Below are 24,605 nucleotides of genomic sequence, written 5' to 3' on the forward strand. Positions count from 1 at the left end.
ATTAAGGCAATGAGCGGCGCGTCACGGCATGACGAAACCGCCGTTGACCGGCAGCACCTGCCCGGTCACGAAACGAGACGCGTCGGAGAGCAGGAACAGCACGGGGCCGATGACGTCGTCCGGCACCTGTGCACGCGGCAGCGCGCGTCCTTCCAGATAGTGGCGATGGCGCTCGGCGGGCACGTAGGCCGTGGCCTCGACCTCGACGAGCCCCGGCGCGATGGCGTTGACGGTGATGCCGTCCGGGCCGAGTTCGCGGGCGAGCGAGCGCGTCATCGACATCACCGCGCCCTTGCTGGCCGTGTAGGCGAGCAGGCGGGGCGCGCCCCACAAAGCGGTGTCCGAAGCGATGTTCACGACACGGCCTTGCCCCGACGCGCGCAGCGCCGGCAGTGCGGCCATCGTCATGAGCCATGTGCCGCGCACGTTGACGTTCATCACCGCGTCCCACGTCTCGATGCTCAGCTCGGTCGCCATCTTGCCGCCCGAGTTGGTGATGGCGCCGTTGTTGACCAGGCCGTCGATGCCGCCCATTTGCGCGGACGCCGCCTGGGCAGCCGCGTCGACGGAGGCCGGGTCGGACAGATCGACACGCACGAACGACACGGCATAACCCGCGTCGCACAATTCGGCGGCCAGTGCCTCGCCGGCGTGGACCGCGATATCGGCGATCGTCACCACGGCACCGCGCTTGACGGCGGCGCGCACGAAACCTTCGCCGAGGCCCCGGGCACCGCCGGTGATCAGCAGGCGCTTGCCGTCGAGCGGCGCGAGCGTGTCGGTATCCAGTGCGAGGATGGGCAATTCGTTCACTTTCGAATCCCCGTTGCTCATGCGATGTTCATGGCGGCGCGCGGCACGTAGTGCAGTGCACGGCGCTCGAGCCAGACAACAGCGGCATACGCGGCAATGCCGATGACGGTCAGACCGGCGATCGCGACGAACACCATCGCGGTATTGCCCTGGCCTTCGCCGTAGACCAGCAGGTAGCCCAGGCCGCGGTCGCCGCCGACCAGCTCACCGACGGTCACGCCGATCACGGCCAGCGTCGAGGCGATGCGCAGCCCGGCGAAGAGCGCCTGCATGGCCGACGGGAACTCGACGAAGCGGAAGATCTGCCAGCGACGGCCGCACAAGGCGCGCACCAGATTGACCATGTCGGGATCGACCGAGCGCACGGCACCCAGCACGTTGATCATCACCGGGAAGAAAACGATCAGCACCGCAACGAGGATCTTCGGATAGATGGTGTAGCCCATCCACATCACGAACAGCGGCGCAAAGGCCACCTTCGGCGCAATCTGCAACGCAAGGATGTACGGCGAGAGCATGGCTTCGGTCGACGGCGACAGGCCGAGGATCACGCCGATCAGCACGCCCAGCGCCGAACCGATCACGAAGCCCGCGATCACTTCGAGTGCCGTCACGCCGATATGCAGCCACAGGTTCTCGACTTCGAACATGCGAGCGCCTTCGACGATGGTCGACGACAGCTTGGGCAGCACGAACTCGGGTACGCCGAATGCCTTCGGGCCCCATTGCCACGCGGCCGCGAAGATCAGCAACAGCAAGAAGCTGCCGACGGTCAGTTGCGTTTTGGAAAGGGATTTCATAGCGAGGATTTCCAGTGTCTTGCGATGTCGGGGGTGTCGCTTGGTGTCGCTTAACCGAGGTGGTCGTCGCGACCGACCTTGAGCAGTTCCATCAGGTGGGCGACGTACTCGTTCATGCCCGCTTGCTTGCGGCGCTCGATGGGGTTGTCGCGATGCGGCAGGTCGACCGTGATTTCCTCGATGATCGTGCCCGGGCGCTCGCTCATCACGAACACGCGATCCGACAGTGCGATCGCTTCGGCCAGATCGTGGGTAATCATCAGCGCCGTCTTGCCTTCGGCGGCGAGCATCTGCGCGAGATCCTGCTGGAGCACCATCTTGGTCTGCGCATCGAGTGCCGAGAACGGCTCGTCCATGAGCAACACGTCCGGCTCGACAGCCAGCGTTCGGGCGAGCGCCGCGCGCTGGCGCATGCCGCCCGACAGTTGATGCGGGTAGTGATTCTCGAAGCCCTTCAGGTGGCAGCGTGCGAGCAGTGCGCGAGCGACTTCGGCGCGCTCGGCCTTGCTGCGTCCGCGGATCTGCATGCCCAGCTCGACGTTCTTCTGGATCGAGCGCCACGGCATGAGCAGATCCTTCTGCAACATGAACGCCACTTGCTGCGACGGGCCGCGCACCGGCTTGCCCGCCAGCGTCACCTTTCCTTCACTCGGCGCATACAGCCCGGCGCCCATGTTGAGCAACGTGCTCTTGCCGCAACCGCTCGGCCCGATGAGCGAGACGAACTCACCCGACTTGATGCCGATCGACACATTCGAGACGGCCGTCATTTCGCCCTTGCCCTGGCGATTTTTGAACCGACGCGTAACGCCGTGGTATTCGATGGCGAACGGCAGGGGTGCCGCGGCGTGATGCGCCGGACGAGCGTCGGCATGCGCCTCGGCAAGGTTCGCGTCCTTCAATTGAATCGACCTGAGCATGGGAAACCACCGTGTTTCTGGATGTTCAACTTGCTTCGGGCAGCCCCCGGCAACGCTTCGCTTGCCTGGCCTGCCAGCCTGTCTTTCTCTTTCGCGTCACGTTTCATATGTGAAACGTTGATTTACTTATGGATCAATTATAGGGAGTGGCGACCGGAGTCAAAATTGTTTTTTGACTAGGGGAAACCCGCACCCATGAGGTTTTCGACGGGATCGCACGTGGCGTCGGGGCGAAAAAAACGCCGGCGGGCGTGAGCCGGCCGGCGTGTGAGGTGAGACCACTGGGTGAATCTCGTAGGGTGCGCGAAGGCCGCGCGAGCTCAAGGCTCAGAAGGCGTGATGCACACCCGAAATGATGACAACCTGGCTGGACGTCGACGACGCACCTATCGTGTTGATCGCCGTAATGGCGCCGTTGCCGCTGGCGTGTTGATACACACCGCTCACGTACACCTGCGTGCGCTTGGAGAGCGCGTAGACGTCGCCCAGACTGACCTGCGTCCAGCGCTTGCCCGACATGTCGGTCGTCGCGGCGCCGAAGGTGACCGTGTTCGCGATGCTCGTGGCGTAGTTCGCGCCAGCATCGAACGACTGGTACGTGTCGCTGTAGCCGGGCGACTGCAACTTCACACGCGTGTACAACGCGTGCAGCAGCCACGAGCCGAAGCCATACGACACGCCCGCGCCCATGTTCTCGACGTTCGATGCGGCATAGGTCGCCACCGGCTGTCCCTGGAACGTGGCGCCGCCGAGCACTGCCACGTTCGGCGTGCGGTTGTTCTCGTTCGAGTAGACGGCCGACGCCTTGAAGCCGCCGTTCGTGTAATTGGCCGCCACGCTCCATTTGCGACCGTAGGCGAAGTTCGTGGTGTTACCCATCGAGATCATCGCGCCGGCCTTGAAGCCGGCGAAGTCCGGCGTGACGTAGCGCACGGAGTTGTCCGCCTGGACAACCGAGGTGTTGGCGAGTTCGTCGATGTTACCCGGGTGGAACATGTACCAGTTCATGCCCAGATAGGCGGTGCTCAGCGGCCCCAGCCAGTCGAAGTTGAAGGTGGTCATGTGGCCGATGGTGACCGTGCCCATCTTGTCCGACTGCAATCCCACCCACGATTGGCGATTGAACATCGAACCGGCCTTGATCACGTTGCCGGTGAGTGTCGAGAAGCCGTTTTCCAGCAGGAAGATGGCGCGATTGCCGCCGCCCAGATCCTCCACGCCGCGAAAGCCCCAGCGGTCGGGTTGTGTGGCGCCTTGCTGGGCCATCCAGTTCGCGCTGCCGCCCTGGTTGTTCACATAGGCCACGCCGGCGTCCATGCTGCCGTAAAGCGTGACATTGCTCTGCGCGTGCGCTGCGATCGGCACGCCTGCTGCGAGCAGCATGGCTGCCGCAAGCTTCGTTATGCCCGGGATCCGCCCCATCGGAAACCGCTTCATCTGTGTACTCCTGTCGTTCGATGATTCGAGAACGGTGAATACGCCAGTCCGGCACGCGGCAACCCAAGCCGGTTACCCTGCTCTGCGCGCTCACTTGACGTTCCACCTGTGAAACGTTGGATTACTTATGAAACCAACGTTGCGAAGCTTAGGCCAGGTGACGCTCGAGACTCGCAGCGGAGATACACGAATTGCTGCGGGAAAATTGGCGTGCTATCTCGCGTGCGTTGCACCACCAGTGGTACGCCGGACATGGGTATCGACGGCACCGTTCGTCCCGCGAGCGTTGCCAATCGTCCGCCGCACGGGGCGCGGGACGGTGACGCGCCGGCTCCGGATTTACCCGAGGGAGACTTGCGGGGATGCGAATCAAAAACAATAATATTTGAACATCATGTTCATATTTGAACGTTTTAATTTTTGCGACAGATCGGCACTTTCGGCTGGTTTGCCGTCACTCTCGCTAAGGAAGTCACACATGCAAGCTCCTCTCATCGGCATCAACGGTGCCGGCATCGGCGGTCTGGCCGCCGCCATCGGTCTGCTGCGCGCCGGTTTTCGCGTGCGTGTGTACGAGCAGGCCGCGCAGTTCGCCCGCGTGGGTGCCGACATCAATCTGACGCCGAACGCCGTGCGTGCGCTCGACGGCCTCGGCGTGGGCGAAGCGTTGCGCAAGACGGCGGCACAGCCGAGTCATCGCATCAGCCGCACGTGGGATTCTGGCGAAGAGACGTCGCGACTCGAGATGGCGCAGACCGCCCAGACGAAATACGGCGCGCCGCAACTCACGATGCACCGCGCCGACCTGCTGCAAGCGCTGGAGCAAACCGTGCCTGCCGAGGCCATTGCGCTGGGCAAGAAGCTCGTGTCGTTCGAAGCACCGGCAGCGGGACAAGGCGGGCGCATTCGCCTCGCGTTTGCCGACGGCACGCATGACGAGGTCGATGTGCTCATCGGCGCCGACGGCATCCATTCGGTGGTGCGCACGGGCCTGTTCGGGCCCGAGTCCCCGGAATTCACCGGCGTGGTCGCGTACCGTGCGGTTGTCCCTGCGGAGAAACTCGAAGGCGTGCCGAATCTCGGTGCGTTCACGAAGTGGTGGGGACCGAATCCGTCGAGCCAGATCGTGACGTTCCCGCTCAATCTCGGACGCGACATCTTCGTGTTCGCCACCACGCCGCAAGACAGCTGGACGCTCGAATCGTGGACCGCGCCGGGCGACGTGCATGAACTGCGCGCCATGTACGCCGACTATCACGCCGAGGCCCGCGCGCTGCTCGACGCGTGCGACAGCGTGTTGAAGTCGGCGCTGTACGTGCGCGATCCGCTGCCGCAATGGTCGCGCGATCGCGTGTCGCTGCTCGGCGATGCCTGCCATCCGATGATGCCGTTCATGGCGCAAGGCGCAGGCATGGCCATCGAGGACGCTGTGGTACTGTCTCGCCACCTGGCCGCCGCCGGCCCGCAAGCGGACGCCGCCACGCTCGCGGCAGCGCTTGGCCGATACGAGGCCGCGCGCCGTGAGCGCACGGCACGCGTGCAGATCGGCTCACGCGGCAATCAATGGCTCAAGGAAGGCGGCAATGCCGACTGGGTCTACGAGTACGACGCATGGCAGGTACCGCTCGCCGCCTGAGCGGCCCTGACGGGGCCGACCCACCGAGCAGGCGCCCCGCCCCATCCCGTTGACATGGAATCGAACGCATGACGAAAGCTGCATCCGCCACCGGGCACGCCACTGACGCTGCCGACGCCTCCGACGCGGCGCAGGCCGGGCTTGTGACGCCGGTCATGCGCGCGCTCAAGCTGCTGCGCTTCGTCGCGGACGGTGGCTCGACGGCGAACATGAGCGAGGTCGGCCGTCGCATCGGCGTGAATCGCGTGACCGTCATGCGGTTGATCGAGACGCTGCAATTCGAAGGCGTGCTCGAACCGTTGCCGCAGGGCGGCCATCGGTTGGGGCTGGGGTTTCTGACGCTCGCCGCCAGCGCGCTCGCCAGCGAGGACCATCTCGCGACCGCCCGACGCGTGCTCACGCGGGTGACGGGCGAGACCGGCCTGTCGAGCTATCTGACGGTGCTCGACGGGGCGCAGGTGCGCTATCTCCTGTGCGAAACCCCCGCCTTGCCGCTGGTGAGCAACATTCGCGCGGGCAGTCGCGTCACGGCGCATCTGACGGCGCCCGGGCGCGCCCTGCTTGCCCATCTGGGCAGCGAGCGCCGCCGCGCACTGCTCGGCCCGGAGCCGCTCGCGGCCGTCACCGCGCAAAGCGCGCGCACCTATGCCGCGCTCGACGCACAACTCACCGCCGACCGCGACGCGGGCTGCGCGTGGAGCCAGGACGGCTTCGAAGCGGGCATCGACGCCTGCGCCGCCGCAGTGCTCGACAGCCACGGCCGTCCGTTGGCGGCATTGAGCGTAGCCGGGCCGCGCACGCTCGTCGGCACCGACACCCTCACGCGCGAGCGCACCGCACGCGCCGTCAGATCAGGGGCGGCCGATCTCGCCGTATTACTGACAGATTCGCCAGCTTTCCTCGCGGCCGCCGAGCGCGGCTGACGTCTCATGTCCGCCGTCGCCAGTCCCCACGGGCGTTGACGGATCGGCGCCCCTGAACTGGCGCGCCGGTGTGCACAACCCCGGCGCCTCGACCTCCCATCGCCCCCGCTTCTCGTAACGATTCGTAATTCGATTTTCGCTTACCGAACCTGCCCGAACGCCCCCGGCAGCCATCTGGCTTGCTAGGATTTTTCGCACAGGACGCTTGCGCATGCGCGGTAGCGCGACACGCCCGGCGTTCGCTTTGCGAAGACACCTATGACAGACCTCACTTGTCGGCAGTGGTGGCGACGGGCCGCGATGGCGGGCCTATTGTGTGGCGCATCGGCCCTGGCACATGCGCAAGAAGCCACGGTGTTCGCGGGCGGCATGAACGCACGCAACGATGACAACGCCCATACGTATGCCTGGGGTTTCGATTACCGGCAGGGGTTGAGCGAACACTTCTCGGCGGGCTTCACGTGGCTGAACGAAGGCCATGTGCCCGATCATCATCGCGACGGCTTCGCGTTGCAGTTCTGGGCGCATCAGCCGATCTTCGACAGACGTCTCGATCTCGCGATCGGCGTCGGTCCCTATCACTATTACGACACCGTGCAGGGCAGCCGTGGCCGCAGCTATGAAGACGATCACGGCTGGGGCGCCATGTTTTCGTTCGCCGCGACGTGGTACTTCGAAAGTCGCTGGTATGTGCAGACACGCGTGAACTACGTGCAGTCGCCGTCGAGCGTGAACAGCGTCACGTATCTGCTCGGGGTCGGCTATCAACTGGACAAGCCCGCATCGCCCGGGCCACTCGCAGGCAACACCACGCCCGCCGTACCGACCGGCGATGTGGTGTCGGTCATGGCGGGCATCTCGGTCGTCAACAGTCTCGACTCGCAGAACGCTGCGGCCGAGGCCATCGAATACCGGCACGGCTTCGGTCGTTGGATCGACGGCACCGTATCGCTGATCAACGAAGGACACAGCAACCTCGGCAGTCGTCAGGGCGCCGCGGTACAGGCCTGGCTCAAGAACGACTTCTTCGATGACCGTCTCAGCCTCGGCCTGGGCTTCGGACCCTACGTGACGTGGAACCAGTACCGGGAGAACCATACGGCGCACGGCGCCCAGAACGTGGTCGCCGGGCTGCTGACGATGAGCATGGCGTATCGCATGACCGATCACTGGGTCGCACGCGTGTCGTGGAACCGCGTCATCACCGGTTACGACCGCGACAGCGACATCTTTCTGGCGGGAGTGGGGTATCGATTCTGAGGGTGGGTTTGCCATCGCCGCGCGGCACGCGACATCCTGTCGCACGCCTGTGATTTATTCTCCTCATTAGAGCTTCTGCTCGACGCTCCCGGGCAAACGTAACGCCTGAAACTCTTTTATTCATGCGGGTTTCGAGCCATCGCATTATCCGCAATGTATTGTTGCGCGCCATGCGGTTACTCCTGCGACGTGGTCGTCCTACCTTAGAGGCGTAGGCGGTGCCGGACACTCGAACGAGCCGGCCGACCACCAGAAAAACAACGACAGGAGAATTACCATGACCCGCACGATTTCCCATCTGATGATCGCCGCAACCCTTGCCGTGGCGGCTGCCCCGGCGGCTTTCGCTGGAACCGGCGGCAACGGCTATCCGAACGAGAACTTCTTCTGGCAGTCGAGCGTGTACAGCGAAAAGCTCGCAGTGCCGCGCGCACAGGTGCGTGAGCAACTGATCGAAGCGCAGGCCCAGGGCACGCTCACGCAGACCGACAGCGAGTATCCGGTGCTGGAAGCCCACGGTACGGCGGCCCGCGCCCATGTGAAGGGTTCGTCGCTCGCACTCATCAACTCGACTTACGCCGGTAGCTAAGCTGCCGGCCACTCGCGCCAATATCGGTTGATACCCAGTGTCGGCGCGAGTCACACGCCACACGACGTGCTTCATCGGCAACCGGTGACGGCGCCACGGCGGCCAGGACGATAGACTTCGGATCCTGTCCCGTTGCCCACCGCTCCCGGTGCCTCACACCCCGCGTATTTCCGCGGGGTGTTTCTCTATGGGCCGTTGAAACGGACACCGAATCAAACTGCGATCACTGCAAGTCTTCGCTCACCCAGGGGCGTGACACGCAGCGCGCGCGCTTCGCGAGTGGGTTCGAGCCACTTCGCGTCGAGACAGGTGCTCAGGAGTGCCGCGCCCAATGCGCCGCCGAGGTGGGGTTTGCGCTCGCTCCAGTCCGGGCAGGTACACGCGAAGCGGCGTCTGCGCGCATGCGCATGCGATAGATCGACGCCAAGTGCCGTCAGCCCCCGCGTGCCCGCGTCGGTCAGCGCAACGTCGCTGCCGTCGACCCGAATCCATTGACGATCGTGCATGCGAGAGAACAGCTCGACGGCGACTTCGCCGGCCAGATGGTCGTAGCACGTGCGTGCGTGACGCAATGGCACCGGTGTGGAACGGCTCACCGGCACGGCCCTCGGACGAAGTTCTCGCGTGGCCAGCACGGCGCTCGCCAAGGCTTCGATCGCCGCGGCCGTCTCGGGCGTGGCGATCCGAAAGTAACGATGACGGCCACGAGATTCCTGTGCCAGCACGCCGCCGTCGACCAGACGCGCCAGATGCCCGCTGGCACTCGACGGCGAAAGCCCCGCCACCAGCGCCAGTTCGCCCGCCGGACGCGCAGAGCCGTCCATCAACGACCAGAGCATGGTCATGCGCCCCGCATCGGCGAGCAACGCGGCGAGCGAGCTGACGCCGGGGGCGTGATCTCTTGCGATATCCATGACATCCATCCCGTGAAGTGCATGCCTCGCAGTATAGGCCGGGGCATGCGATCAACACTTCAGCGTGTGATGAAACGTGATGGCGTCTTCGTGGCCTACGATGAGAAGCATCAAGACATCATCGAGAGACGCCCCATGCTTGCCGTCACCGCCGAATCTCCCACATTGCAGCCGCCCGCGAACGCACTCGCAGCCGTGGTTCACCCCGATCCATATCCCTTTTATGCGTCGCTCGCCGCGCGGCGTCCGCTCGACTACGATGCTTCGCTTGGCCTGTGGGTCGCCGCCGGGCCACAGGTCATGGCGGCCGTGCTGCGGCATGCCGACTGCGGCGTGCGCCCGATCGGAGCCCGCGTTCCGGCAGCGCTCGCCGACGGCGCCGCAGGCGACTGGTTTGGCGCCCTCGTGCGAATGAACGACGGCCCGGTGCACGCCGCCATGAAGCCGTGGCTCAACGCGCGACTCGCCACGCTTCGCGCCGACGCCGCCACACTCGGCCGACTTCGCGAAGCGAGTCAGGCCGCCTGTGCAGACGCCTATCTCGCGTGCGGCGACGCGCTGGCCGCGCGTCTGGACGACTACGTTTTCCGTCAGCCGATTTACGCGCTCGCGGCATGGCTTGGCGTGGCGCCAGCGCAGTGGGCGGAGGTCTATGACGACGCGCACAAGCTGGTCGCCGCCATGGCAGAGTCCGCCAAACCGGCGCCGCGCATCAACGTTCTGGCTCATGGACACCAAGCCGCATCGTCGCTGCGCCATCGCGTCGATCAGTGGCTGGATGACGCCCACGCCCCGGGCAGTTGGTTGCGCGACACCGCCCGGGCCGCCGCCCGCGACGAGGCCGTCGACTACGGCGCACTTGCCGCCAATGTCATGGGCCTGTTCACGCAAGCGCATGACGCCTGCGCGGGACTCGTCGCCAACAGCCTTCGCCGTCTAGCGCGGTGCACGACGCAAACGTCGGAGACCGCCGGGCTGCCTGTCGCGGCGAACGCCGTGCGCGAAGTCGTTCGCTTCGATCCCCCCGTGCAGAACACGCGCCGCTTCCTGCATGCGAACGTCGTGATCGGCGAGCGCACGCTGTCGCGTGGCGACGCGATCCTCGTCGTACTTGCCGCCGCGCCGACGCAAGACTTGCCGGACGACGTGGCGTGGACCTTCGGACAGGGCGCGCACGCCTGCCCGGGACGCTCGCCCGCCACCACCCTCGCCACCGTCGGCGTTCAGGCCATTCTCGACAGCGGCGTCGACCTCCCGGCGTTAGCCGACGGCTCGGGGTACCACCCGCTCGGCAACGTCCGCATTGCACGTTTCAGCCCGGATGGCGCGACGCGTTGACGCGGTGGCGGCATTCACGGCCCAATGTTTTATCTGTCGAAATATTAGTTTCAACAGACAAAACGTCAATTCCTGAACGTCGCCCCAATAAACACGGGGGTTTTCAGGCCGAAGCCGCCGGTTTCCCCGATTTCAGGCAGGATGACGGTTTCGCCGCGCGCGTTAGCCGTTCGCACTCGACGCGCGGATTTCGTCCTCTGCTGCTCTCATGTCCGACACACACACTGACGGCATGCCCATGCCCGCCCGGGTCTGGGCCATCGTGACCGTCATGCTCGCCATCTCGCTCTCGGTGCTCGATGGTGCCATCGCCAACGTTGCGCTACCCACGATTGCGCGTGATCTGAACGCCAGTCCGGCCACCTCGATCTGGATCGTCAACGCGTATCAACTCGCCATCACGATCTCCCTGCTGCCCCTCGCGGCGCTCGGCGAGATCGTGAGCTACCGGCGCGTTTATACCTACGGGCTCGCCATCTTCACCCTCGCCTCGCTGGCGTGCGCCCTCTCCGACTCGCTCGTCACCCTCACGCTCGCCCGCGTGGCGCAGGGCTTTGGCGCGGCCGGCATCATGAGTGTGAACACAGCGCTGGTCAAAGCCATCTATCCGTCGCGCTGGCTCGGACGCGGCGTGGCGCTCAATTCGCTGATCGTGGCCGTGTCGTCTGCGGCCGGGCCGACGATTGCCGCCGGGGTGCTCTCCATCGCCCATTGGCCGTGGCTCTTCGCGATCAACGTGCCGCTCGGCATTGTTGCCTTCGCCATTGCCGTGCGCGCGCTGCCCGACAGCCCACGCGGCTCGCATCCGTTCGACTGGACGGGCGCACTGTTGAGCGCCCTGACGTTCGGGCTGCTGATTTCCGGCATCGACTCGTTCGGCCACGGGCAGGCGCGCTGGCTCGTGGCGGTTGAACTCGTGGCAGCCGTCGTCATCGGCACCGTTTTCGTGCGCCGTCAGCACCGTCAGCCGGTGCCGCTGCTGCCCGTCGATCTGCTGCGCATTCCGATTTTCGGGCTGTCGATCTGCACGTCGATGGCGTCGTTCTGCGCGCAAATGCTCGCGTTCGTCTCGCTCCCCTTCTTCCTGCAGGACACCCTGGGCTTCGACCATGTCCAGACAGGCCTGCTGATGACCGCCTGGCCGCTCACGATCGTGGTCGTCGCCCCGCTCGCCGGACGACTGCTGGAGTACTACAAGCCGGGGCTGCTCGGCGCCGTCGGGCTCGCGGCGTTCGCGCTCGGGTTGCTCGCGCTCGGCCTGTTGCCCGCGCATCCCACATCGATCGACATCGTCTGGCGCATGGCGCTGTGTGGCTTCGGCTTCGGTCTGTTCCAGTCGCCGAACAACTACGCCATGCTGATGTCGGCACCGGCGCATCGCAGCGGCGGCGCGAGCGGCATGCTCGGCACCGCCCGCCTGACCGGGCAAACGACCGGCGCCGCCCTCGTGGCACTGGTATTCAGCGTGGCGCCGCAGGGGTACGGCACGCGCACTTCGCTCTATGTTGCGGCCGCGTTCGCGGCGGTCGCGGCCGTGGTGAGCAGTCTGCGCACGCTGCCGTCGGCGCAGCCGGGCGCGCGCTCCTCGCACCGATGAGCGGCGTGCGGCGGTTCGACCTCCATCGGCGCTTTCCGGGCGTTCATCCGGCCGCCCACCCGGCCGTGCTACACTGCCGACCTTTTACGGCTCGCCTGCGTGGGCCGCAAATGCCATGAGTTTCTGCGCCATCGATTTCGGCACTTCGAATTCCGCCGTCGCTGTTAAGAGCGGCGCCGCCATGCGTCTGGTCGAACTTGAAGCCGGCTACGGCACCCTGCCTACCGCCGTGTTCTTCAATGCCGATGAAGGTGGTCGCGCGTCGTTCGGCCGTCAGGCCGTTTCCGACTACATCGACGGCTACGACGGGCGCCTGATGCGCTCGCTCAAAAGCCTGCTCGGCTCCTCCCTGATCGAAAGCACCACCGACCTCGGCAACGGCTCGGCGATGCGCTACATCGACATCATCGCCACATTCCTGCGGCATCTGCGCACGCACGCCCTGAAGACGGACGGCGGCGATCTGCGCCAGGTGGTCATGGGACGCCCGGTGTTCTTCGTCGACGACGACCCGCGCGCCGACGCCGCTGCCCAGCGCTCGCTGGAACAAAGCGCACGCGACGTCGGCTTCGAGGACGTGCAATTCCAGTTCGAACCGATCGCCGCAGCCTTCGATTACGAGTCGCGTCTCACGCAGGAGCAGCAGGTGCTCGTGGTCGACATCGGCGGCGGTACGTCGGACTTCTCGCTCGTACGCGTGGGACCGGAGCGCGCCCGCCATCTCGATCGCAAGGACGACGTGCTCGCGCATCACGGCGTGCATATCGCCGGCACGGACTTCGACCGTCGCATCGAGCTGGCGACCATCCTGCGCGAACTCGGCTACAAGGCGCTCGGTCCCGACGGCAAGGAAGTCCCCAACCGGATCTATTTCGATCTGGCAACGTGGCACCTGATCAATACCGTCTACACGCCCAAGCGCGCAGGCGAACTGGCGCTCACCGCGCATCTCTATGCCGATCCGGCGCACCATCGCCGCCTCATGCGCACCGTCGAACAACGCCTCGGACACGCGCTCGTGGGCCATGCAGAAGACGCGAAAATCGAAGTGTCCTCCGGTGGCGAGACGCGTATCGACCTGTCGCTGATCGAACGCGAACTCGGTGTGGCCTTCTCGGAGGCCGGACTGGTGGAAGCCGTGAGCGACGAGATCGCCAGCATTACGGCAGGCGCCGTACACACGGCAGCGCTGGCGGGCTTGCGCGCGGAAGACGTCGATGCGCTCTACTTCACCGGTGGCTCGACGGGCCTTCGTTGCCTTTCCGATGCCATGTGTGCCGCCTTCCCCAAGGCAACACCGGTCTTCGGCGACCGCCTCGCCAGCGTGGCGCTCGGGTTGGGCATTCATGCCAAGCGCGTGTACGCGTAAGGGATGAGCCCGGCGGACATTGATCCGTCGTCATGAAAAAAGCGCGCGACCGTGAGGTCAGCGCGCTTTTTTTCGACCGCTCCGTTTTGAACGTCTGGCAGCGGTTACTGGAACGCCACTTCGTTGAAACTGCGCAGCTTGCGACTGTGCAGGCGGTCGAGACCGTTATCGCGCAGCAGCTCCATCGCCTTCACCCCGATCTTCAAGTGCTGATCGACACGCTCGCGATAGAACCGGTCTGCCATGCCGGGCAGCTTCAATTCGCCGTGCAGGGGCTTGTCGCTCACGCAAAGCAAGGTGCCGTACGGCACACGGAAGCGGAAGCCGTTTGCCGCGATGGTCGCGCTCTCCATGTCGAGCGCAATCGCACGGCTCTGGCTCATGCGCTGCACCGGCTCCCGGTGATCGCGCAGCTCCCAGTTCCGGTTGTCGACGGTGACGACCGTGCCCGTGCGCATCACGCGCTTGAGCTCGAAGTCGTCGAGCTGGGTCACGTCCGCCACGGCGCGCTCGAGCGCCACCTGCACTTCGGCCAGTGGCGGCACCGGCACCCAGAGCGGCAGGTCGTCGTCGAGCACGTGGTCTTCGCGCACGTAGCCGTGGGCGAGACAGTAATCGCCCAGACGCTGCGAATTACGCAGCCCGGCGCAGTGCCCGAGCATGACCCACGCATGCGGCCGCAGCACGGCGATATGGTCGGTGATGGTCTTCGCGTTCGACGGTCCCACGCCGATGTTCACCATCGTGATGCCCGTGTTGTCGGGCCGCACGAGGTGATACGCCGGCATTTGCGGCAGCCGGCCGGGCGACGTGCCCTCGGCACCGCGCGTGGCGATGTTCTGGTTCCAGTGCGTGACGTTGCCCGGCTCGACGAACGCCGTGTACTGGCTGCGGTATACCCGCAATGCCGGATCGTCGGTCGCACTCATCAGTTCACGGCCCAGTTCGACGAATTCGTCGATGTAGAACTGGTAGTTCGTGAAGAGCACATAGTTCTGGAAGTTCTCGGGCGACGTCGCCGTGTAGTGACGCAGGCGATGCAGCGAGTAGTCGACGCGAGGCGCGGTAAACAATGCGAGCGGCAGGATCTCGTCGGGCAGCGGATCGCGCGTGCCGTTCACGATGCTGTCGTCCATCGTGGCCAGATCGGGCACGTCGAACACCGTGCGCATGGCACGCAGGTGCGATTGATCGAGATCGCCTTCGAGATACACGCCGTCCTGATAGGCGAAGTGCACGGGAATCGGCTCGTCGGACACGCCGACTTCGAATGCCACCCCGTGGTTGTGCGCCAGACGACGCAGTTGCTCGATGTAGTAGCTCTCGAACAGGTCCGGTCGCGTGACCGTCGTTTGATAGCTGCCCGGCCCCGACACGAAGCCGTAGGACAGACGCTTGTCGAGCTGGGTGATCTCTTCGGTGGTGATGCGGATGAACGGATAATGCGCACTCACCCGTCGCGACTGATCCTTCTGTGTCGAAAAGCGTTCGAACGCGGCGCGCAGATACGCCGTATTGGCGTCGTAAATCGTCTTCAGGTAGGCAACGGCTTCCACCGGATCGGTGATCGATCGGGTGGCATGGACCGGTTCTTGTTCGGACATGCGCAAACCTCTTCTGTCTTTTTCATGATCTCGAGTATGCGCCTATTGTGACACGACTATACGACGCCCGCGTGTCCCTGCGACGAGGCGGTTTCCATCGATTTCCAGGCGTTTCGCAAAGGACTTCCCGGAGATGGATGACGCAGGGAACACGGGCAAATCCGACCGATCCGGCATGGCGCCGACCGGTCAATCCTCCAGCCGCACGCCGACCTTGAGCGTGACCTGCCAGTGGGCGACCTTGCCGTCTTCGATATGCCCGCGGGTTTCCGTGATCTCGAACCAGTTCAGATTGCGCAATGTCTTGCTCGCGCGCTCGATGGCGCATCTGACCGCGTCGTCGATGGACTTCGTCGACGAGCCGGTCAACTCGATCTGCTTGTACACGTGATTCGACATGTCAGTCTCCGGGGTTGGTTTGGAGACTTTCCATGCTAGGCGCGTCCTACTGCGGCCGCAAGTCGGCGCATTCCGACACATCGTCGCCGGGACCATCCACCGGTGGATGCGTCAGGGCGCTGGCAGGGTTCGACGTTACGTCGGGATCGTCGTTCGCGCTTGCGGTGGACGCCGCGTCGCGGCGAAGCACCGCCGGCACCACGGTGTCGACCGGCGTAGGCACGACATTGCGAAGATTGCGGCGCACCTTTTGCAGCAGCTGCGTGAGCTGCACTGCCTCGAACGCCGTCAGGCCGTGCAGCGCTTCGTTGCGCACTTCGTCCGAGAGCGTGCGCGCCACTTCCAGCTGCGCCACGGCGGCGCGCGTGACGAACAATCGTTCGACGCGCGGATCGCGGGCGTCGGGACGGCGGCGCACCCAACCGGCCTCCTCCATGCGCTCCAGCATGCGGGCGAGCGTCTGCGGCGAGGTTTCGAGAATGTCCGCCAGTACGGTCTGGCTCACACCGCGATTGTCGGCAAGATAGGCGAGCAAGCGGCACTGGGCACGCGTGATTGGTAGCGTGCGTTGCGCAAACTGCTCGAAGCGGCGCCCGAACAGACGTTGAACGTCTGCCACGAGAAAGCCGAAACGTTGGGCGGAATCGGACATTTTCATACGCGGCATTATGCTAAACATGTTTAGGAATTTCAAGCCGCAAAGCCCGACCGCCACCGCATCCCGCCTCTGTCCCCTCTGTCCCGTCGCCAACCCGCTCACGCCGCCGACGGGTTGCCGGCGTCCTGTTGGCTGCCGTGGCCGAGCCAGTCGAGCGCGCCCTCGCCGGCCGTCTCCGCGCCCGGCCCCGCCCGCTGGATCGCCACACCGACGGCCAGCACGTCGATGGCCGCCAGGTGCAGGATGCGCGCAATCATCGTCACGTGCGCGCCCATCGTCTCGACGTGGTCGTTGGGCAACACGATCGTCGCCTTGCGCGCGAGCGGCGAGTTACGCGCCGTGAGTGCGATGACCTTCGCACCGCGTCCGACGGCAACCTCCACCGCACGGTTCAGATCCGCCGAGCGGCCCGACGCGGAAATCGCGACCACCACGTCACCGTCGCCGAGCAACCCCGCCGCGGCTTGCAACAGATACGGATCGCCGTAGGCGATCGTCGGCATGCCGAAGCGGAAGAACTTGTAGTGCGCGTCTTGCGCGATCAGCCCCGAATTGCCCAGACCGTAGAACTCGATACGGCGCGCGCCATCGAGCAGGCTGACGGCGGCCTCGACGCTGCGGGCGTCGAGGTGCTCGCGCATCTGCAGAATCGACGACACCGTGTTGTCGAGCACCTTCGCACTGAACTCGGCGGCCGAATCGCCCACATGCACCTGCCCGTGGCGCACCGGCAGCGTGCCCGTGAGCGCGCTCGCGAGCTTCAGCTTGAAGTCCGACAACCCCTGACAGCCGAGCTTGCGGCAAAAGCGAATGACCGTGGGCTGACTCACTCTTGCAAGACGGGCAATTTCGGCGACAGGTTCGGCGAGCAGCGCACGCGGTTGCTTCAACGTGAGTTCGGCCACGCGCTGCTCGGCGGGGCTCAGTCGGTCGCGCAGGCGATGCAGACGATCGATCAGCGCACCCGCCCCGGCCGCATGCGTGCCGAGTTGCTCGGCAAGAATGGCAGACGTGCCGAGAAACGCCGGATGGTCGGCGGTAATCACGTAAGTCGGAATCTTCTTCAGATACGCCTCGAAACGTCCCTTGGCTTCGAAACGCTGGCGAAAGGGCGAATCCTCGAACAGTTTGCCGAGCTTCGGGATCACCCCCCCGCCCAGATAGACGCCCCCCACGGCGCCGAGCGACACCGCAACATTGCCGGCAAGGGTGCCGAGCATCGCGCAGAAGCAGTCGACGGTTTCGCGCGCCAGTGGATCGCCCGTCTGGGCGAGCTTCACGATGTCCGGGGTTTCGAGCGCCTGCACCTGGCGTCCCTCCCGGGCGGCGAGTGCCTGATAGATGATGGCCATGCCGGGGCCCGCCACGAGGCGTTCAAACGACACGTGCGGGAAATGCTTCCATGCATGGCGCAGCACGTCGATCTCGCGCTCGTCCGCCGGTGCGAAAGTGGTATGCCCGCCCTCGCTGCCCAAAGCGATCCACCGGTCGCCCGCCGGGATCAGTCCGGATACGCCCACGCCCGTGCCCGGCCCGAGCAGACCGATCACGCCGTTCGGCCGGGGCTCGCCCGCACCGACCTGACGCTTCTGCGCATCCGTCAGATACGGCAGCGCCATCGCAAGCGCCGTAAAGTCGTTGACGACGAGTAGCGTTTCAAAACGCAACGCACGACGCGTCGCTTCGATGGAAAAATGCCAATCGCGGTTCGTCATGCGAACTTCGTCGCCTTCGATCGGATTCGCAATCGCGATCGCGGCGTGCTGCACGGGCTCGGCGTGATCGGCGTCGTCGAGATAAGCGCGGATGACTTCGGGAACCCCGGGAAAATCGTCGCACGCGTAGTCGCGGATCTCCACGAGGTCGCCCGGCGAAATCTCCAGCGCGAAGCGGGCGTTCGTGCCGCCGATGTCGGCCAGCAGTCGCGGACCGCTCAGATGCGGCGGATTATTCCTCACTCCAGAAGACATCGATATTCACTCCTTCACGGTGAATCAACCGGGAAATGGCATTGTCCTGGACGTCCGTCTGCGCAGCCTCGAGCACGGCGCGCTTGGCAGGCCCCTGAATCTGCAACAGCAATCGCTCGCACGCCCCGAGCGCCGCCAGCGACCACGACACCCGCAGATGCGGCGCGCGTTGCGGCTGCACGAGCACGAACTTGTCGTGCGTGGTGATGGCTTCTCGCCATTGCGGCGCGTCGGCGAAGAGCGACGCCGTATGACCGTCTTCGCCCATGCCGAGCACACACACCTGGGGCACCCCATGCGTCCAGGTGTCGTTGAGCGTGCGCACTTGCAGTGCGGCGTTCGTGTGCGTGTCGACGAGCGGCAGCCAGTGCGCGCCCGTGGCACCCGGCATCAGCGTCTCGGTCACGAGCCGTGCATTGCTCTCCTCGTGGTCGGGCGGCAGCCACCGGTCGTCGACCAGGGTGATATCGATATCGCGCCACGCCACGGGAAGTCGCGCGAGCTGCGTCAGAAAGGCTCGGGGACTCGTGCCCCCGGAAACGGCCAGCAACGCGCGCGGACGAATCGTCAGCGCTTCGCCGAGTCCGGCGACCACTGCGTTGGCCAGCGCCTGCGCCTGGGCCTCGCGCGTCGGGAATATGCGCCAGTGAATCATGGGTGTCTGCCTCCTGTGGCCTCGGCGATGGACGAGATGCGCCGTCACGGACGGACGCGAACGCGAGCCGCCCGACCGGCGATCCGTCTCAATTGTCTTCTTCGACCCAGCTTGTGCCGTACTGCGTAAGCAATGCGCTCGCGGCAGGCGGCCCCCAGGTTCCGGCGGCGTAGCGTTTGGGGCCCTTGTGCTGGCGCGCCCAGTACGCCTGAATCGGCGCGACCCAACGCCAGGCCTGCTCCTGTTCGTCGCGACGCACGAACAGCGCGAGGCGCCCGTTGATGACGTCGAGCAGCAAACGCTCGTAGGCGTCCATCCGGTGGCCCTTGAAGAACTGGTCGAACGCCAGATCGAGGTGAACCGATTGCAGGTTCATGCCCTCGCCCGGCTGCTTGGCGAGGCAGTAGAGGCGAATCGACTCGTTGGGCTGCAGCCGGATGACGAGCCGGTTCACGCCGGCGTGCGTCGTTGCCTCGCCCAGCAACGGGTACGGCGTGGCGCGGTAGTTGACGACGATCTCCGCAACACGCTCGCCGAGGCGCTTGCCGGTGCGCAGGAAGAACGGCACGCCCGCCCAGCGCCAGTTGTCGATATCTGCCTTGAGCGCCACGAACGTTTCGGTCTCGCTGTCGGCCGGTACGCCGGGTTCATCCAGATAAGCAGGTACGGCGGACTTGCCGATGGCACCGCCGCCGTATTGGCCGCGCACCACGTTGCGGGCGACCGACTCGTCGTCGAGCTGCCGCAGCGAGCGCAGCACGCGCAGCTTTTCGTCACGCACGGCGTCGGCGTTCATGGACAACGGTGGCTCCATCGCCACGATGGAGAGCAGTTGCAACAGATGGTTCTGCACCATGTCGCGCAACGCGCCGGTCTGTTCATAGAACTCGCCGCGTCCTTCGACACCGATTTCCTCGGCAATCGTGATCTGAATGTTCTCGATCAGATCGCGCCGCCACAGCGGCTCGAAAATGGCGTTACCGAATCGCAGGGCCAGCAGGTTCTGCACCGCCTCCTTCCCGAGGTAGTGATCGATGCGATAGATCTGATCTTCGCGGAAGATCGCGCCGACGGCGTCGTTGATCGCCTCGGACGACGCGAGATCGTGCCCCAGCGGCTTTTCCAGCACGATGCGGCTGTTCTCGTTGAGTCTGGCGCTGCGCAGCCCTTCGCAAATGGGAATGAACAGCGACGGCCCGGTCGCCAGATAGAAGATCCGCACACCCTGACGCTGCGCCAGGCGTTCGGCCAGCACCCCGAACTCCTCCTGACGTCCCAGATCGAGCGGCATGTAATCGATGGTGCCGAGAAAGCGCTTCCACGCCGCTTCGTCCCAGACATCGGGCTTGATGTGCGAGCGCGCATTCTCCTCACACCAGGCGTGATACCCGGCTGCGTCCATCGGCTTGCGGGAAATCGCGAGGATACGTCCGCTTGCGTTCGCGTCGGCAGAATCGTCCGACCCCAGCTGTCCGGTTCGAAACGCACGAAACAGGGCCGGCAACACCTTGCGCAGCGACAAATCGCCGGTGGCACCGAACAACACAAAGGTATAGGGTGAAGGCGTGTTCATAGCTCTCGAATGGCACTGAAAATGCACAACTTTGACACTGCATTGTAGTTTAACTACACTGCAAATCAACAAAATCTCGTGCTTTGACTACATCGCATGACGACGTAGGGCAGGGCATCGCAAGCCAGCATGCGGCCGGCATTTCAGACGCGTGATCCGCATGAGGCGACCCACAACGACCCGGAATCCCCATGACCCAGTCCTCGCATAACGTGTCGCTGCATCCGGTGGTAAAGCGCGTGACCGAACGCCTCGTCGAGCGTAGCCGTACCTCGCGTCAGGCTTACCTGGAAGGCGTGGCGCGTGCCGCACAGGGGCAGCCCGGGCGGGAGACGATCGGCTGCGCCAATCTGGCGCACGCGCTCGCCGCTGCGCCGGCCGACGACCGCCTCAAGATCCGCTCCGAACGCATTCCGAACATCGGCATCGTGACGGCATACAACGATATGCTTTCGGCGCATGCGCCGTTCGCCGAGTTCCCCGACATCATCAAGTCCGCCGCCCGCGCGCACGGCGCGAGCGCTCAGGTCGCCGGCGGGGTGCCCGCCATGTGCGACGGGGTGACGCAAGGCTACGCCGGCATGGAGCTCTCGCTGTTCTCGCGCGACGTGATCGCGCTGGCGTCCGCCGTGGCCCTCTCCCATCAAATGTTCGACGCGGCCATGTTCCTCGGCGTTTGCGACAAGATCGTGCCCGGGCTGGTCATCGCCGCGCAGGCGTTCGGTCACCTGCCCGCAGTCTTCAGTCCGGCAGGGCCCATGCCCTCGGGGCTGCCGAATGACGAGAAATCCCGCATCCGTCAGGAGTACGCCGCCGGGCGCGTGACACGTGCCGCCCTGCTCGACGCCGAACTCGCGGCCTATCACGCCGAAGGCACGTGCACGTTCTACGGCACGGCGAACAGCAATCAGATGCTCATGGAGTTCATGGGCCTGCATTTGCCCGGTGCGTCGTTCGTCAATCCGCATACGCCACTGCGCCACGCGCTCACCCAGGCCGCCACGGCGCGTGCCGTGGCACTGGCGAAATCCGGCATCACCACGTCGCACATTCTCGACGAGCGTGCGTTCGTGAACGGCGTGGTCGGTCTGCTCGCCACAGGCGGCTCAACCAACCACACGCTGCATCTCGTCGCCATGGCACACGCGGGCGGGATTCTGCTCGACTGGGAAGACTTCGCCGAACTGTCCGACGTCACGCCGCTGCTCGCCCATATCTACCCGAGCGGCAAGGCCGACGTGAACCAGTTCCAGGCCGCAGGCGGCCTGAACTTCCTCATCCGCGAACTTCTCGACGCCGGGTTCCTGCACAACGATGTCACCACGGTGATGGGGCACGGTCTGCGCGCCTACACGCAGGAAGCCTGCCTGCGCGACGACGTGCTCTCGTGGCAGGATGCACCGCGCGATTCGCTCGACGAAAACATCGTGCGCCCGGCGTCGCGTCCGTTCGCAGCCGAGGGCGGACTGCGCATGCTCGCGGGCAACCTCGGACGTGCCGTCATCAAGTCCTCGGCGGTCAAGCCGGAGCATCAGAAAGTGCGCGCCCCGGCGCGGGTGTTCTCCGACCAGGAATCTGCGCAGGCCGCTTTCAAGGCGGGCGAATTGACACGCGATGTCGTGGTGGTCGTGCGCTTCCAGGGCCCTCGCGCGAACGGCATGCCCGAGTTGCACAAACTCATGCCGATGCTCGGCTTGTTGCAGGACGAGGGCCATCACGTCGCGCTCGTCACGGACGGTCGCATGTCGGGCGCCTCGGGCAAGGTCCCGGCGGCCATTCACCTGTCACCGGAAGCCGAGGAAGGCGGCATGCTCTCGCGCGTGCAGGACGGCGACATCATCACCATCGACTGCGAGAAGAATGTTCTGCATTGCGAAGTCGATGACAAGGCACTCGCCGCCCGCACGCCGGAACCCGTGCCGCAGCGGCCGTTCGACCCGTGGCGCAATCTCTTCGCACTGTTCCGCAATAACGTGGGAACGGCGCCGCACGGCGCGAGCGTGCTGTTCAACGACGCGCAGTACCCGAAGGGAAGCTGACGCCGCACGCGTCGGTGTTGCCCGCAAGGCGTCAAGAATCTTGACGCCTTTTTTATTCGTGCATCCCTAGACTGGCTTCGTCATCACTCCTGTCGTTCACCGACACGTTGCCATGCTCACGCTTGCTCAGCCCGCCAGCCTCGAACCTCCCGGTGCCAACACCGCGAAACCCGAACTGCCCGCCATGCCCACCGTTATGGCGCTCGCCCCGGTGACGCGTCAACGCAATCGACACACCCCTCGCGCGCGGCTCGACGCCACGCTCGACATCACGCTCAGTCGCGCCGCCGTCTCCACGCTCGCCGTAACGCTGGCGATGAGCCTGCCGCTGCCGTGGCGCGTCGAGACGATCCGCCCGATCCGGCGCGACACCGCCGCCGTCGTGTCGATTGCCTTGCCGCGTGTCGAAGCGTCGCACGCCATGCACGTCGTCATGCAGTCGCTGCCCGAGGCCGAGTTCGGTGCGCTGCGTTTGCGTCTGACGGCATAACGTCCTGGCGCCTCGCAGCATCGAGCCGACGTCATTCGATTCATCCTTTTCATCGGTTTCGCCAACCCAGCCTCACACGATATGAACACAGCCATCTTCGAAGGCGTGTGGATTCCACTCGTCACGCCCATGTCCGGCGCCAACGGCGCCCAGATCGACCGCAACGCGTTCGCGCGGCTGGTGGACTACTACCTCGCGGCCGGCGTGAGCGGCCTCGTCGTGGCCGGCACCACGGGAGAAGGCACGCTGCTCGACGACGAGGAGCGCCGCTGGCTCGTCGAAGCGGCCTGCCACCTCGCGCACGGTCATGCGCCGGTGCTCGCCGGTGTCGGCGCGGCCGACACGAACAACGCCGCGCGTCAGATGCGACGCCTCGACGATCTGCCGATCGCCGGCTATCTCGTGCCGCCGCCCTACTATCTGCGCCCGTCACAGGAAGGCATTCTCTGGCACTACCGAACGCTGGCGAGCGGCACGCGCAAGCCGCTGGTGCTCTACAACGTGCCGCTGCGCACGGGCGTCACGCTCGGCGTCGACACGATCCGCGAACTCGCGTCGCACGACGCGTTCGCCGCCATCAAGGAGTGCGACGCGCATCCGCTCGTGCATCTGCCCTCGCAAGTCGACATGCGCGTGCTGTGCGGCGACGACATGCAACTGCTGCCTGCGCTGCTGGCAGGCGCGGCGGGCTGCATTTCGGCCGCCGCGCATGTGCGCCCCGATCTCTACCTGAAGTTGTTCCGCTACGTGCGCGACGGCGACGTGTCGCACGCGAACACGCTCTTCAACGGCATGAAGCCGCTGATCCGCCGCCTGTTCGTCGAGCCGAATCCGGTGGCGATCAAAGCGGCGCTCGCCTCGCTCGGGCTGTGCTCGGAGGTCGTGCGTCGTCCGCTCATGCCGTGTACACCGGCATTGCGCAAGGAGATCGAGGCTCAGCTGTAAGTGACGATGGCGTTCTGAAGCCTCGCGTCGCCGCCCGCCATCCATGACTTACGAAGTTCACATCGGGACACTTGCCATGAACGATATCGAACAGCGCCAGCGCACCGTTGCCCGGCTGCTCATCAAGCTCTCCGGCACCACGCTCGCCCGGCTCGCCTATGCGACCGGCATCACCGGCAATACGATTTCCCGCTGGGTGCACGGCGATTACTGCGCCATCGGCACGCACGGCCGCGAGAGACTGTTCGCCGCGCTGGGCGCGTATAGCGATGGCACCCATGTGCGACTCGCGCCGCGCGCGACGGGCGCCGCGCAGCCGGTCTTTCAGATCAACGGCATCGTGCAGGCCGAACGTTTCGCAACGCTCGCCGCGCTGACATCGACGCAGTTCGTCGCCGCGCATGAAACGTGTCAGGGCCAGACGTTGGTGAGCGTCGTCACGGATGTCACCGGGCAAACCACGGCGCTGCTCGTCGGCACACGCGAGGCGCTCGACGCGTTGTACGACGAACTGGGAATTGTCGTGTCGCCCAATCGCCGTTCGGAGGCGGGGCTGCCCACGTACGCATCGGCAGGCGATGGCACGCGCGTGCACGTCAACTGACGCATACGCGCGCGCCTTGCCTGGCGCGCGCTGCGTGACTTCATCCGGCTCGTCCTGCCCCGTCCTGCGCCG

At 65.3% G+C, this 24,605-nt stretch carries 22 protein-coding genes; 11 read left to right on the plus strand and 11 right to left on the minus strand.

Annotated elements, in window-relative coordinates; translation table 11 throughout:
• Nucleotides 1-21: 21 nt before the first annotated feature.
• From ABWO90_RS07475 to ABWO90_RS07490, 4 genes are all read right to left on the minus strand, one after another.
• Complete coding sequence (locus tag ABWO90_RS07475) at nt 22-834, minus strand: SDR family oxidoreductase (protein WP_353190577.1); 813 nt, start codon at nt 832-834, stop codon at nt 22-24.
• On the minus strand, nt 831-1,613 hold the full coding sequence (locus tag ABWO90_RS07480; RefSeq protein ID WP_353190578.1) for an ABC transporter permease: 783 nt from the start codon (nt 1,611-1,613) through the stop codon (nt 831-833). The genes ABWO90_RS07475 and ABWO90_RS07480 overlap by 4 nt, the downstream gene beginning before the upstream one ends.
• A gap of 50 nt (nt 1,614-1,663) precedes the next feature.
• Nucleotides 1,664-2,533: an ABC transporter ATP-binding protein gene (locus ABWO90_RS07485; protein WP_353190579.1), complete on the minus strand. Its 870-nt coding sequence runs from the start codon at nt 2,531-2,533 to the stop codon at nt 1,664-1,666.
• A 327-nt stretch (nt 2,534-2,860) separates the two neighbouring features.
• Nucleotides 2,861-3,937: a porin gene (locus ABWO90_RS07490; RefSeq protein ID WP_502922571.1), complete on the minus strand. Its 1,077-nt coding sequence runs from the start codon at nt 3,935-3,937 to the stop codon at nt 2,861-2,863.
• Nucleotides 3,938-4,448: 511 nt separating this feature from the next.
• Here ABWO90_RS07490 and ABWO90_RS07495 point away from each other — a divergent pair.
• The 4 genes from ABWO90_RS07495 (at nt 4,449) to ABWO90_RS07510 (ending at nt 8,378) form a co-directional block, all read left to right on the plus strand.
• On the plus strand, nt 4,449-5,606 hold the full coding sequence (locus ABWO90_RS07495) for an FAD-dependent monooxygenase (protein WP_353190580.1): 1,158 nt from the start codon (nt 4,449-4,451) through the stop codon (nt 5,604-5,606).
• A gap of 68 nt (nt 5,607-5,674) precedes the next feature.
• Nucleotides 5,675-6,529, plus strand: coding sequence for an IclR family transcriptional regulator (locus ABWO90_RS07500; protein ID WP_353190581.1), 855 nt, complete (start codon nt 5,675-5,677; stop codon nt 6,527-6,529).
• Between the two features lie 369 nt (nt 6,530-6,898).
• Entirely contained in the window at nt 6,899-7,789 is an 891-nt protein-coding gene (locus ABWO90_RS07505) for a hypothetical protein (protein WP_353190582.1), read from the plus strand.
• A gap of 277 nt (nt 7,790-8,066) precedes the next feature.
• Nucleotides 8,067-8,378, plus strand: a complete 312-nt coding sequence (locus ABWO90_RS07510; RefSeq protein ID WP_353190583.1) for a DUF4148 domain-containing protein — start codon at nt 8,067-8,069, stop codon at nt 8,376-8,378.
• Nucleotides 8,379-8,590: 212 nt separating this feature from the next.
• On the opposite strand, the gene ABWO90_RS07515 is transcribed toward ABWO90_RS07510, so the two are convergent.
• On the minus strand, nt 8,591-9,292 hold the full coding sequence (locus tag ABWO90_RS07515; RefSeq protein ID WP_353190584.1) for an ArsR/SmtB family transcription factor: 702 nt from the start codon (nt 9,290-9,292) through the stop codon (nt 8,591-8,593).
• Nucleotides 9,293-9,427: 135 nt separating this feature from the next.
• On the opposite strand from ABWO90_RS07515, the gene ABWO90_RS07520 reads away from it, so the two are divergent.
• The 3 genes from ABWO90_RS07520 (at nt 9,428) to ABWO90_RS07530 (ending at nt 13,596) form a co-directional block, all read left to right on the plus strand.
• A complete protein-coding gene (locus tag ABWO90_RS07520) occupies nt 9,428-10,630 on the plus strand; it encodes a cytochrome P450 family protein (RefSeq protein ID WP_353190585.1) in 1,203 nt (400 codons plus the stop codon).
• Between the two features lie 208 nt (nt 10,631-10,838).
• The gene (locus ABWO90_RS07525; protein WP_353190586.1) at nt 10,839-12,227 is read left to right on the plus strand and encodes an MFS transporter; all 1,389 of its coding nucleotides are present in this window, start codon (nt 10,839-10,841) and stop codon (nt 12,225-12,227) included.
• Nucleotides 12,228-12,342: 115 nt separating this feature from the next.
• Entirely contained in the window at nt 12,343-13,596 is a 1,254-nt protein-coding gene (locus ABWO90_RS07530) for an Hsp70 family protein (RefSeq protein ID WP_353190587.1), read from the plus strand.
• Between the two features lie 104 nt (nt 13,597-13,700).
• Here ABWO90_RS07530 and ABWO90_RS07535 read toward each other — a convergent pair whose 3' ends face one another.
• The 6 genes from ABWO90_RS07535 to zwf all read right to left on the minus strand — a co-directional run bounded on the left by ABWO90_RS07535 (nt 13,701) and on the right by zwf (nt 20,455).
• Nucleotides 13,701-15,200, minus strand: a complete 1,500-nt coding sequence (locus ABWO90_RS07535; RefSeq protein ID WP_353190588.1) for an AMP nucleosidase — start codon at nt 15,198-15,200, stop codon at nt 13,701-13,703.
• A 189-nt stretch (nt 15,201-15,389) separates the two neighbouring features.
• Nucleotides 15,390-15,599: a dodecin gene (locus ABWO90_RS07540; protein ID WP_353190589.1), complete on the minus strand. Its 210-nt coding sequence runs from the start codon at nt 15,597-15,599 to the stop codon at nt 15,390-15,392.
• A 46-nt stretch (nt 15,600-15,645) separates the two neighbouring features.
• Nucleotides 15,646-16,251 (minus strand): MarR family winged helix-turn-helix transcriptional regulator, encoded by a 606-nt coding sequence (locus ABWO90_RS07545; RefSeq protein WP_353190590.1) that lies wholly within the window; start codon nt 16,249-16,251, stop codon nt 15,646-15,648.
• Nucleotides 16,252-16,355: 104 nt separating this feature from the next.
• Complete coding sequence (locus tag ABWO90_RS07550) at nt 16,356-18,227, minus strand: bifunctional transcriptional regulator/glucokinase (RefSeq protein WP_353190591.1); 1,872 nt, start codon at nt 18,225-18,227, stop codon at nt 16,356-16,358.
• The gene (pgl, locus tag ABWO90_RS07555) at nt 18,205-18,882 is read right to left on the minus strand and encodes a 6-phosphogluconolactonase (RefSeq protein ID WP_353190592.1); all 678 of its coding nucleotides are present in this window, start codon (nt 18,880-18,882) and stop codon (nt 18,205-18,207) included. Before pgl ends, ABWO90_RS07550 begins: the two co-directional genes overlap by 23 nt.
• An 88-nt stretch (nt 18,883-18,970) precedes the next feature.
• Complete coding sequence (gene zwf, locus ABWO90_RS07560) at nt 18,971-20,455, minus strand: glucose-6-phosphate dehydrogenase (protein ID WP_353190593.1); 1,485 nt, start codon at nt 20,453-20,455, stop codon at nt 18,971-18,973.
• A 191-nt stretch (nt 20,456-20,646) separates the two neighbouring features.
• On the opposite strand from zwf, the gene edd reads away from it, so the two are divergent.
• From edd to ABWO90_RS07580, 4 genes are all read left to right on the plus strand, one after another.
• Nucleotides 20,647-22,494 carry a phosphogluconate dehydratase gene (gene edd, locus ABWO90_RS07565; protein ID WP_353190594.1) on the plus strand — a complete coding sequence of 616 codons (1,848 nt, stop codon included), beginning with the start codon at nt 20,647-20,649 and terminating at the stop codon, nt 22,492-22,494.
• Between the two features lie 112 nt (nt 22,495-22,606).
• Nucleotides 22,607-22,984: a hypothetical protein gene (locus tag ABWO90_RS07570; protein ID WP_353190595.1), complete on the plus strand. Its 378-nt coding sequence runs from the start codon at nt 22,607-22,609 to the stop codon at nt 22,982-22,984.
• Nucleotides 22,985-23,065: 81 nt separating this feature from the next.
• Entirely contained in the window at nt 23,066-23,929 is an 864-nt protein-coding gene (gene dapA / locus ABWO90_RS07575; RefSeq protein WP_353190596.1) for a 4-hydroxy-tetrahydrodipicolinate synthase, read from the plus strand.
• Between the two features lie 76 nt (nt 23,930-24,005).
• Complete coding sequence (locus tag ABWO90_RS07580) at nt 24,006-24,533, plus strand: hypothetical protein (protein ID WP_353190597.1); 528 nt, start codon at nt 24,006-24,008, stop codon at nt 24,531-24,533.
• Nucleotides 24,534-24,605: the final 72 nt, after the last annotated feature.

It is taken from the genome of Pandoraea pnomenusa (genome assembly GCF_040391475.1).
GTDB classification, from domain to species: Bacteria; Pseudomonadota; Gammaproteobacteria; order Burkholderiales; family Burkholderiaceae; genus Pandoraea; species Pandoraea pnomenusa_C.

Coding starts and splice junctions, on each gene's coding strand:
- ABWO90_RS07510 (WP_353190583.1), top strand. CDS start 8,067: ATGACCCGCACGATTTCCCATCTGATGATCGCCGCAACCCTTGCCGTG.
- ABWO90_RS07550 (WP_353190591.1), bottom strand. CDS start 18,227: ATGTCTTCTGGAGTGAGGAATAATCCGCCGCATCTGAGCGGTCCGCGA.
- zwf (WP_353190593.1), bottom strand. CDS start 20,455: ATGAACACGCCTTCACCCTATACCTTTGTGTTGTTCGGTGCCACCGGC.
- pgl (WP_353190592.1), bottom strand. CDS start 18,882: ATGATTCACTGGCGCATATTCCCGACGCGCGAGGCCCAGGCGCAGGCG.
- ABWO90_RS07495 (WP_353190580.1), top strand. CDS start 4,449: ATGCAAGCTCCTCTCATCGGCATCAACGGTGCCGGCATCGGCGGTCTG.
- dapA (WP_353190596.1), top strand. CDS start 23,066: ATGAACACAGCCATCTTCGAAGGCGTGTGGATTCCACTCGTCACGCCC.
- ABWO90_RS07475 (WP_353190577.1), bottom strand. CDS start 834: ATGAGCAACGGGGATTCGAAAGTGAACGAATTGCCCATCCTCGCACTG.
- ABWO90_RS07480 (WP_353190578.1), bottom strand. CDS start 1,613: ATGAAATCCCTTTCCAAAACGCAACTGACCGTCGGCAGCTTCTTGCTG.
- ABWO90_RS07540 (WP_353190589.1), bottom strand. CDS start 15,599: ATGTCGAATCACGTGTACAAGCAGATCGAGTTGACCGGCTCGTCGACG.
- ABWO90_RS07570 (WP_353190595.1), top strand. CDS start 22,607: ATGCTCACGCTTGCTCAGCCCGCCAGCCTCGAACCTCCCGGTGCCAAC.
- ABWO90_RS07580 (WP_353190597.1), top strand. CDS start 24,006: ATGAACGATATCGAACAGCGCCAGCGCACCGTTGCCCGGCTGCTCATC.
- ABWO90_RS07535 (WP_353190588.1), bottom strand. CDS start 15,200: ATGTCCGAACAAGAACCGGTCCATGCCACCCGATCGATCACCGATCCG.
- ABWO90_RS07515 (WP_353190584.1), bottom strand. CDS start 9,292: ATGGATATCGCAAGAGATCACGCCCCCGGCGTCAGCTCGCTCGCCGCG.
- ABWO90_RS07520 (WP_353190585.1), top strand. CDS start 9,428: ATGCTTGCCGTCACCGCCGAATCTCCCACATTGCAGCCGCCCGCGAAC.
- ABWO90_RS07505 (WP_353190582.1), top strand. CDS start 6,899: ATGAACGCACGCAACGATGACAACGCCCATACGTATGCCTGGGGTTTC.
- ABWO90_RS07530 (WP_353190587.1), top strand. CDS start 12,343: ATGAGTTTCTGCGCCATCGATTTCGGCACTTCGAATTCCGCCGTCGCT.
- ABWO90_RS07500 (WP_353190581.1), top strand. CDS start 5,675: ATGACGAAAGCTGCATCCGCCACCGGGCACGCCACTGACGCTGCCGAC.
- ABWO90_RS07525 (WP_353190586.1), top strand. CDS start 10,839: ATGTCCGACACACACACTGACGGCATGCCCATGCCCGCCCGGGTCTGG.
- ABWO90_RS07485 (WP_353190579.1), bottom strand. CDS start 2,533: ATGCTCAGGTCGATTCAATTGAAGGACGCGAACCTTGCCGAGGCGCAT.
- ABWO90_RS07545 (WP_353190590.1), bottom strand. CDS start 16,251: ATGTCCGATTCCGCCCAACGTTTCGGCTTTCTCGTGGCAGACGTTCAA.
- edd (WP_353190594.1), top strand. CDS start 20,647: ATGACCCAGTCCTCGCATAACGTGTCGCTGCATCCGGTGGTAAAGCGC.